Here is a 7,235-nt window from a genome sequence, read left to right as displayed (position 1 = left end):
GCCTTTGTTGCATTTATGGAGTTTAGGTATAGAAGAGCAATTTTACATTATTTGGCCCTTTCTCGTTTGGTTTGTATGGAAAAAACGATTCAATCTATTCTTCGTGATCATGCTGATAGTCCTCATATCGTTTTTCCTGAATGTAAAAAGAGTTGCTATTGATGCCACTGCAGCATTTTATTCGCCACAAACACGTTTTTGGGAGTTATTATGCGGAAGCTTATTAGCGTATATTGCTTTTTATAATATTGATTTTTTCAATAGAATAGGAAAGAAACTCGATGCAGCGCTTACCAAAGTTATTTATCGAAAATCAGGGGGGACTAATGGAGCGTTATTAAAAAATATTCTTTCCTTCTCTGGACTTCTCATCCTTATTTGTTGCTTCTATACCTTTTCAAAAGCTACGACTTTTCCTGGAGCTTTTGCTTTACTTCCTGTGCTGGGGGCTTTATTTCTCTTGGCAGGGAACACTTCATGGATAAACCGTGTCGTTCTGTCTAATCGTATTATGGTATGGTTTGGTTTAATTAGTTACCCACTCTATTTATGGCATTGGCCCTTACTCTCCTTTGCAAAGATTATGGAAGGGGGGTTTTCTCATAAACCTATTCGATGGGTGATAGTTGGACTCTCCATTTTTTTAGCCTGGATTACTTACACATTAATTGAAAAACCCATACGACATGGAATGGGTCGGGACAGGACTAAAGTCGCTTTTCTTGTAGGTTTAATGTCCATCATTGCCAGTTTCGGTTTCTATATAGTAAAAAATAACGGCCTCGACTTTAGGATTAAAAATCTAAACGATTTAAACAGTGTAAACGCTATTGTTAGCCTTCCCATCCTGCCGATTGAACCAGCCTTTGGATGTGAGTTACATATCCCTGAGTTCAAGAATTTTAAATTTGCTGGTGATGGTGTTTGTTATTTATCAAAAAATCAAGAACCCGATATCATGTTTCTTGGTGATTCTCATATTTGGCATTATCAAAACGCCTTATGGAAGCAATTTCCTTCGCAATCGGTTTTGATGCTTGTATCAACTTCCTGTCTTCCTTTTTCCAGTAATTACTTTTTAAAGGGCGAATGTAGAAAAAAATACGATGAAGTACTTGCAGTTTTGGAGACGAACAAATCCATCAAAACCGTAGTTTTAGGAGGTTATTGGGCTTATTTGATGACAGGTGGCTTTGAGAAAAAAGGATCTCACTGGCGTACAGCAAAAGCTTTAGATCCGGAAGGAACGAAGAGCTTTCTAGAAAATGGACGCTATTTTCTTAGCAAAGCACTTAAAGGAAATAAGGAGATTGTTTTTATAAAGGATATACCTAATTTAGATTTCAATGTAAGCACATGTTTTAAATCAAGACCGCTTCAGCTGCCTCATAAAGAGACTATCAATAAAGAGTGTTCTATGGACAGGGCCAGTTATGAACAGCGAAACAGCAGTTACGACAATGTTGTGAACCAATTGTTAGCAGAATTTCCGCAAGTAAAAGTTTATGATCCCAGTCTCTTATTTTGTAAAGGCGATAAATGTACAGCACGTAGTGAGACGCTGCCTTATTACTTCAATGGCGATCATTTAAACTATTATGGTGCGAATATTGTTATTGAAGATCTAAAACATAAAGAACACTTAGATGAAAAAACCGACCTGGCCATGATGGAGCCTAAAAAAATTAATGGATAATCAATTGGTTCAAAATGGACAGGTAAACTCACAATTATTACAGTTATGCCTGCAGGGATGACTCGTAATGTAGCCTGGGTGCAGGCGAAGCCGTAACCCGGGTTTTGGGATAAACAACACACCTCCATAACCCGGGTTCCGCTTCACTTCACCCAGGTTACATGCATCGATTTGCAACACACCGACTTATCCGTAGGATCTAGTAATGTAAAGATTCTAATTCTCGCGAAGCATAACAGTTTAATCTTATACAATTGAGGTTAATTATATCTATATTAATTACAATTAATACTTTTTGATTTTATTGTGATTGAAAAGCATTGAATAAATCATTGTGATCTAGTAGATTACATTTAGGTTAAATAATTACTAAAGGAATAATATTATGCCAACCTATTTTGATCCAATCATGCTGGAAGACACACTACTGAACGAAGGTACCAATATTTACTTAGTGAAAATTGGAGATAATAAATTCTGTATTAAAGGAGTATCTTCAGGATTAGAGAGGCTTCCTGGTGATCCCACTACTCACGCCACAGAATATTGGCCCATTTCTAGTGAAGTTTTAATTAACCTTTCAAGTAATGACGTCCTCTTTGAGGAAAATAAGTTAACAACCAAGCCACTCACAACAGAACAAATTAAAAAATTCTTTGATTTTGATCCTAATGAAATACCTCCTCAACAGTTTAATAGCTCCATTAAACAAGAGTTAACTGATGAATGGACAGAGGATCTGATACAAAACACATTTGGACAATCTGCGCAAAACCCCCACTCTTTCTTTTTCCAACCAGTCTTTTTACACGCGCATCATCAAAACCCTAACCCCGACGTAGTGAATGGTCCTCATCCGCTCATTCCAGCCATCCTGGTATTCCATTTAATGCCAATGCCGGAAAATAACGAAGAAGGAGCTGCAGTACCGCCCTTAGTTTTAAACATGTTGATGTTTATGATGGATCAAGAAGATCAAGCAGAAGAAGAAAACGAGCAAAATAGTTCCAATAATTTAAGCGGAACTTCCTAATCACGTGTTTTTTGGAGTACAAGGAGGAGGACCTGGTTGGTTCAAAATGGACTAACAATCTGTTCCCAATAACTAGGGTCTGTTTACATTTTGACTCAATCTAGCGAAATGTAAACAGACCCTAATAAAACTTTGAGATCTTTGTTGGAACTATTCTATACTGTTTACATACGTAAAATAAAAGGTAATGAAAATATGACACATGGAAGATCTGAATCCGAACCAATTGATGATGCGATTATCAAAATTCTAAATGCCCTACTAGAGCTTGAGATGGCAGGTGTTGTGCGTTATACCCATTACTCCTTTATGGTCTTTGGTTTTAATCGCATCCCTATCTGTAAATGGATGCGTGATCATGCTCAAGAGAGCTTAAATCATGCTCATTCAATCGGTGAACTGATCACCCATTTTTCCTATCACCCTACGCTTAAGATTGGTAAATTATTAGAGACCCATGAACATAATATCAGCAATATTTTAGAAGAGTCTCTTGAGCATGAAAAACAAGGTTTGAGTTTGTATTATCAACTATTACAGCGTTCAGAAAAAAAATCAGTGTTAGCCGAAGAATTTGCCAGAAAAATGATTCAAGAAGAAGAAATGCATATTGGCGAGATACAAAAAATGCTTAAAGATCCTAAAACTTTGAAAAATTAAGCATGCACAGAACTTCTTAGCTCTTGCTTATGTAACCTGGTGGCTTGCAAACTTACGATCTTTGGGAATCGAACGAATATGTCAGCAGGTAATTGAGAGCATTTTGCCACAACATTCTAAGGTGCTTTGATAAAAACTAGGAAATGACAACGAACCCTATAATTTTAATTTAAGGAGGTTCGCTGTTATTCCACAAGCATATTAGAAATTAAAATAACTTCTTTCATAGCAGTATAGAGTATGTTCCTTCTCTCCTATCATGACAGTGACAGTTTTGGGTGTTGAGAGAACTTTTACTTTTGTGATTTCATTGAGAGTGCAAACACGCTCTGAGGCGTCAATGCTTAAGAAATAAAAACCATTTATAGGAGTTATGGTTTCTGGTAAGTAGTATACGTTGTTACGAAGCTCTACATTCGTAAAAGCAGGAGCAGCTGTGACTCCAGTAATGCTCACCTTGTTATTTACTTCGGTTACATTGGCATTTACATCCACGTTTGTAGCATCCACGTTGGTTTGGTTAATATTTGCGTTAGTAGTTCCTTGCCCATTGCTTGGAGGGGTTGCCCCAGAAGCATTTGTATCAGTAGAAGGGGTAGAGGTAGAAGGAGGGGTACTTGTATCCGTAGAAGGAGGGGTACTTGTATCCGTAGAAGGAGGAGTACTTGTATCCGTAGAAGGAGGGGTACTTGTATCCGTAGAAGGAGGAGTACTTGTATCCGTAGAAGGAGGGGTACTGGTATCCGTAGAAGGGGTGGATGTTGTGGCATTTTGGCCATTTGCGCCATTAGGTTGCGTGCCCGTATCAGCAAAAGCCATAACGCTGCTTAAAAGAAGCGTAGTACATAAAATAGATCCTTTCGTGCTCATTTTCTTTCTCCTTAAAGTTTGGGAATAATAATAATATTAGACTATAGCTAGAGTTTTGATGGAAAGAAGAAGTTTACCAAGAAAGATTATGAAGCGACTTTTTGTTGTCCTCCAGAGGTATTTATTTCTATTTTATAGTCAGATCACCCAATTGGGATTGGTTGGGCATTTCTTCAAAAATTTTATGCACAAGACGATCCATGTTTCCTGATTCAGCCTTTTTTCTAAATAACATATTCACGAAATCGTCTGCTGCAAGCGGCCAATGATCTTCTAAATTTGGTTCATTACCATTTTCTTCATTGAGAATGTGTTCATTTTCTTTTAAAAAGTCATTTACTGCTTTTTCATCGTACGCTACAAGGGCTCCTGAACGGATACTTAAAAAGCCACCTTTGGGAATTACCTTGTATTCCATATTATCTGCTATACGTACGTATTTATTTTTATCAGGGTTATAAGCATATATCTCTTCTTTGTCAGTAGGATTGGGAATAACAAAAAATTTTAGTCCTTTCTTTTTTAATAACAGCGTCACTTGAAATAGCTCAAATCCAGAGTCGCGAATTGCTTCTAATGGCAAATACCCCAGTGCTTTTGTTTTTCCAACCTGGGCCAAATCGCTCATTTTGGGATGGGAAAAAAAGTCACTCGTCGTTTGATTTGGAGAAAACAGGGGTTTACTCTGAACTGGTTCTTCATCGTGAGAATTAATGGTTGGTTCACGAGAATCATTTTTTGACTGAGTGAGTTTTTTAAGAAGCTTTTTAAGTGAATGCATAATTAACAATTAGAATGATATCTATTCAAATTATAAGCAAAAAATTCTGATGCTTCAAAGCAAGGATCAGAGAAAACAAATATTGTTGGCGTGAATGTAGTTGTATATTCATAGTATTCACAATTTTTGAATAAATTTTTCCTTCTTGAACTTGGGCATGCTCATAATCAACTCCTTCTACTTGCTTTTCTTTAAGATTAGCAGCATTAGCAAGGATTGATTATCCGTTGGAAGGAGTGAACGTGCTTGATATGAAGCACTTTAACTCAATTGGGTATTAGAGAGAAGTGTATTCCAGTTAGTATAAAATACATTGATTGTTACAATGTGACTCGTACAGGGTTGGTCACAACGATATTTCTGAATTACAATTTAAACATTATGTAGTATTCATTCTGCTGCATCAAAATCATAAGGATATGCACAAACCCAGATGAATAAAAATTTAAGTGCTTTGAGTTTGCTGTGGATTTCAATTACCAGTATGGTGGGTTCAGGCTGGTTATTTGGTTCTTTATATTCTGCTCATTTTGCTGGCCCCGCAGCCATTATCGCTTGGCCGCTGGCAGGTCTTTTACTCCTATTTGTTGCCTTATCCTATGCTGAACTAGGTACGATGTTTCCGCAGTCTGATAGCCTGGCTTGCTTGCCTTTATATACTCATGGGCGCTTAACAAGCGTCATCATGAGCAGCATGACGTGGTTTGGCTTAGCCATCCTGCCAGTCATTGAGACCCAAGGCGTTATTCAATACGCCAGTAATTACATTCCAGGTATAGTAACCCATTTTGGCGTGTACTATAGAAATACGCCATTAGGTTATATGTTGTCCTTGGTTGTATTAATGAGTTTTGTTTTGTTGAATTATTTCGGTATTGGTTTATTTGCCCGTATCAATGCAGCATTTACTGTTTGGAAGATAATCATTCCTACGCTCACCGTTGTAAGCTTAATCACCATGAGTTATCACCCAGAGAATTTTTTTCAATACGGCGGTTTCATGCCCTATGGCTGGCAGGGTATTATGGCTGCGATGTCCAGTGGCGGTGTGCTTTTCTCCTTGTTGGGATTCAGGCAAGTGATTATCATGATGGGAGAAATTAAAAAACCAGGGAAATACATACCGCTGATTTTGGCCGGTTCATTATTGTTCACGACCTTACTTTACACAGGATTACAATGGTCTTTTATTGGAAGTGTTAGTGAACAAGCGCTTACAAAGGGTTGGGTAAATTTATCATTTACCGGTGAAGCAGGGCCATTCGCAGCTTTGGCTGCGCTAGCAGGGATGGTTTGGTTGAGTGTCTTATTGTATGTTGATGCGTTTATATCGCCTTATTCAACCGGTTTGGTTTATTCAACGACTGCAGCTCATATGCTAAGTAGCATGGATTTAGTGATTCAAACACCTCAAGTCTTTGCTAAGCGAAATAAATACCAGGTGCCCTGGGTTAGTTTAGGAGTGAACTTTTTACTTGCTGCCACAATGTCGCTGGTGTTACATGGATGGCAGGAAATGTCAGCTTTTCTTGTGGCTATATTGATGGTTAGTTATTCCATAGGACCTATTGCACTTGTTTGTTTACGTAAGCAATTACCAAACTATCAAAGACCCTTTCGTTTGCAGGGAGGGAACCTGATTGCCTTTATTGGATTTTATGTGTGTACGGTTGGTGTTTATTGGGCGGGTTTCCATAGCGTGCGCAAGTTATTGGTAATCACTGTCTTGGGGCTTGTATGTTCTTTTCTTTATTGTTTCATAAAAAACACACATCGAGGACTTGATAGCAAACAAGCACTCTGGTTTATAGTATATCTTTTTGGTCTGAGTGTTTTCTCCTATTTTGGTAATTATGGTGGCAAACACATTCTGCCTCAGTATTGGGATTTGCTGGCTTTATTACTTTTCAGTCTGTTTGTGTTTGGTCTTGCTATATTATCCAGAAAACCCAGCACTCATACACGAAGATTGGTTGCCGAACATGTTCAGCAAACAGGGAAAAACGAACTAACGAAGTAAGCTTGGTTGGTTCTGGTCCATGACACAGACTCAGTCTGATCGTAGTCACTTATGAGCTTCATGTTCAGACTCTTTTGTGCTGGTTTCTTTTGTAAAGAAGCTATGTTTCCCGCGTAAAGTCATAGACGCAAGAATTTGTTTTATGCTGTCAAAATACAAATTTTTGCATCTCAAG

The 7,235-nt window shown here is 37.9% G+C and carries 6 protein-coding genes; 4 read left to right on the top strand and 2 right to left on the bottom strand.

The window, feature by feature from the left end; genetic code table 11:
- From Lani_RS20620 to Lani_RS17375, 3 genes are all read left to right on the top strand, one after another.
- The coding region (locus Lani_RS20620) for an acyltransferase family protein (protein ID WP_193393265.1) at positions 1-1,696 on the top strand (1,696 nt) is incomplete at its 5' end.
- Between the two features lie 385 nt (positions 1,697-2,081).
- Positions 2,082-2,729: a hypothetical protein gene (locus tag Lani_RS17380; protein WP_019234104.1), complete on the top strand. Its 648-nt coding sequence runs from the start codon at positions 2,082-2,084 to the stop codon at positions 2,727-2,729.
- Positions 2,730-2,924: 195 nt separating this feature from the next.
- On the top strand, positions 2,925-3,389 hold the full coding sequence (locus Lani_RS17375; RefSeq protein ID WP_019234105.1) for a ferritin-like domain-containing protein: 465 nt from the start codon (positions 2,925-2,927) through the stop codon (positions 3,387-3,389).
- Between the two features lie 201 nt (positions 3,390-3,590).
- Here Lani_RS17375 and Lani_RS17370 read toward each other — a convergent pair whose 3' ends face one another.
- Entirely contained in the window at positions 3,591-4,259 is a 669-nt protein-coding gene (locus Lani_RS17370; RefSeq protein WP_058388726.1) for a hypothetical protein, read from the bottom strand.
- Positions 4,260-4,386: 127 nt separating this feature from the next.
- Positions 4,387-5,040 carry a hypothetical protein gene (locus Lani_RS17365; RefSeq protein ID WP_019234107.1) on the bottom strand — a complete coding sequence of 218 codons (654 nt, stop codon included), beginning with the start codon at positions 5,038-5,040 and terminating at the stop codon, positions 4,387-4,389.
- A 433-nt stretch (positions 5,041-5,473) separates the two neighbouring features.
- Between Lani_RS17365 and Lani_RS17360 the strand changes: the two genes are divergently transcribed.
- Positions 5,474-7,060, top strand: a complete 1,587-nt coding sequence (locus tag Lani_RS17360; RefSeq protein ID WP_019234108.1) for an APC family permease — start codon at positions 5,474-5,476, stop codon at positions 7,058-7,060.
- Positions 7,061-7,235 lie beyond the last annotated feature (175 nt).

Source organism: Legionella anisa (genome assembly GCF_001467525.1).
Classification (GTDB): Bacteria; Pseudomonadota; Gammaproteobacteria; order Legionellales; family Legionellaceae; genus Legionella; species Legionella anisa.
Note: the sequence above shows the minus strand (reverse complement) of the source record. Positions and strands in the feature narration are given on the sequence as shown.

Coding starts and splice junctions, on each gene's coding strand:
- Lani_RS17380 (WP_019234104.1), top strand. CDS start 2,082: ATGCCAACCTATTTTGATCCAATCATGCTGGAAGACACACTACTGAAC.
- Lani_RS17365 (WP_019234107.1), bottom strand. CDS start 5,040: ATGCATTCACTTAAAAAGCTTCTTAAAAAACTCACTCAGTCAAAAAAT.
- Lani_RS17375 (WP_019234105.1), top strand. CDS start 2,925: ATGACACATGGAAGATCTGAATCCGAACCAATTGATGATGCGATTATC.
- Lani_RS17370 (WP_058388726.1), bottom strand. CDS start 4,259: ATGAGCACGAAAGGATCTATTTTATGTACTACGCTTCTTTTAAGCAGC.
- Lani_RS17360 (WP_019234108.1), top strand. CDS start 5,474: ATGAATAAAAATTTAAGTGCTTTGAGTTTGCTGTGGATTTCAATTACC.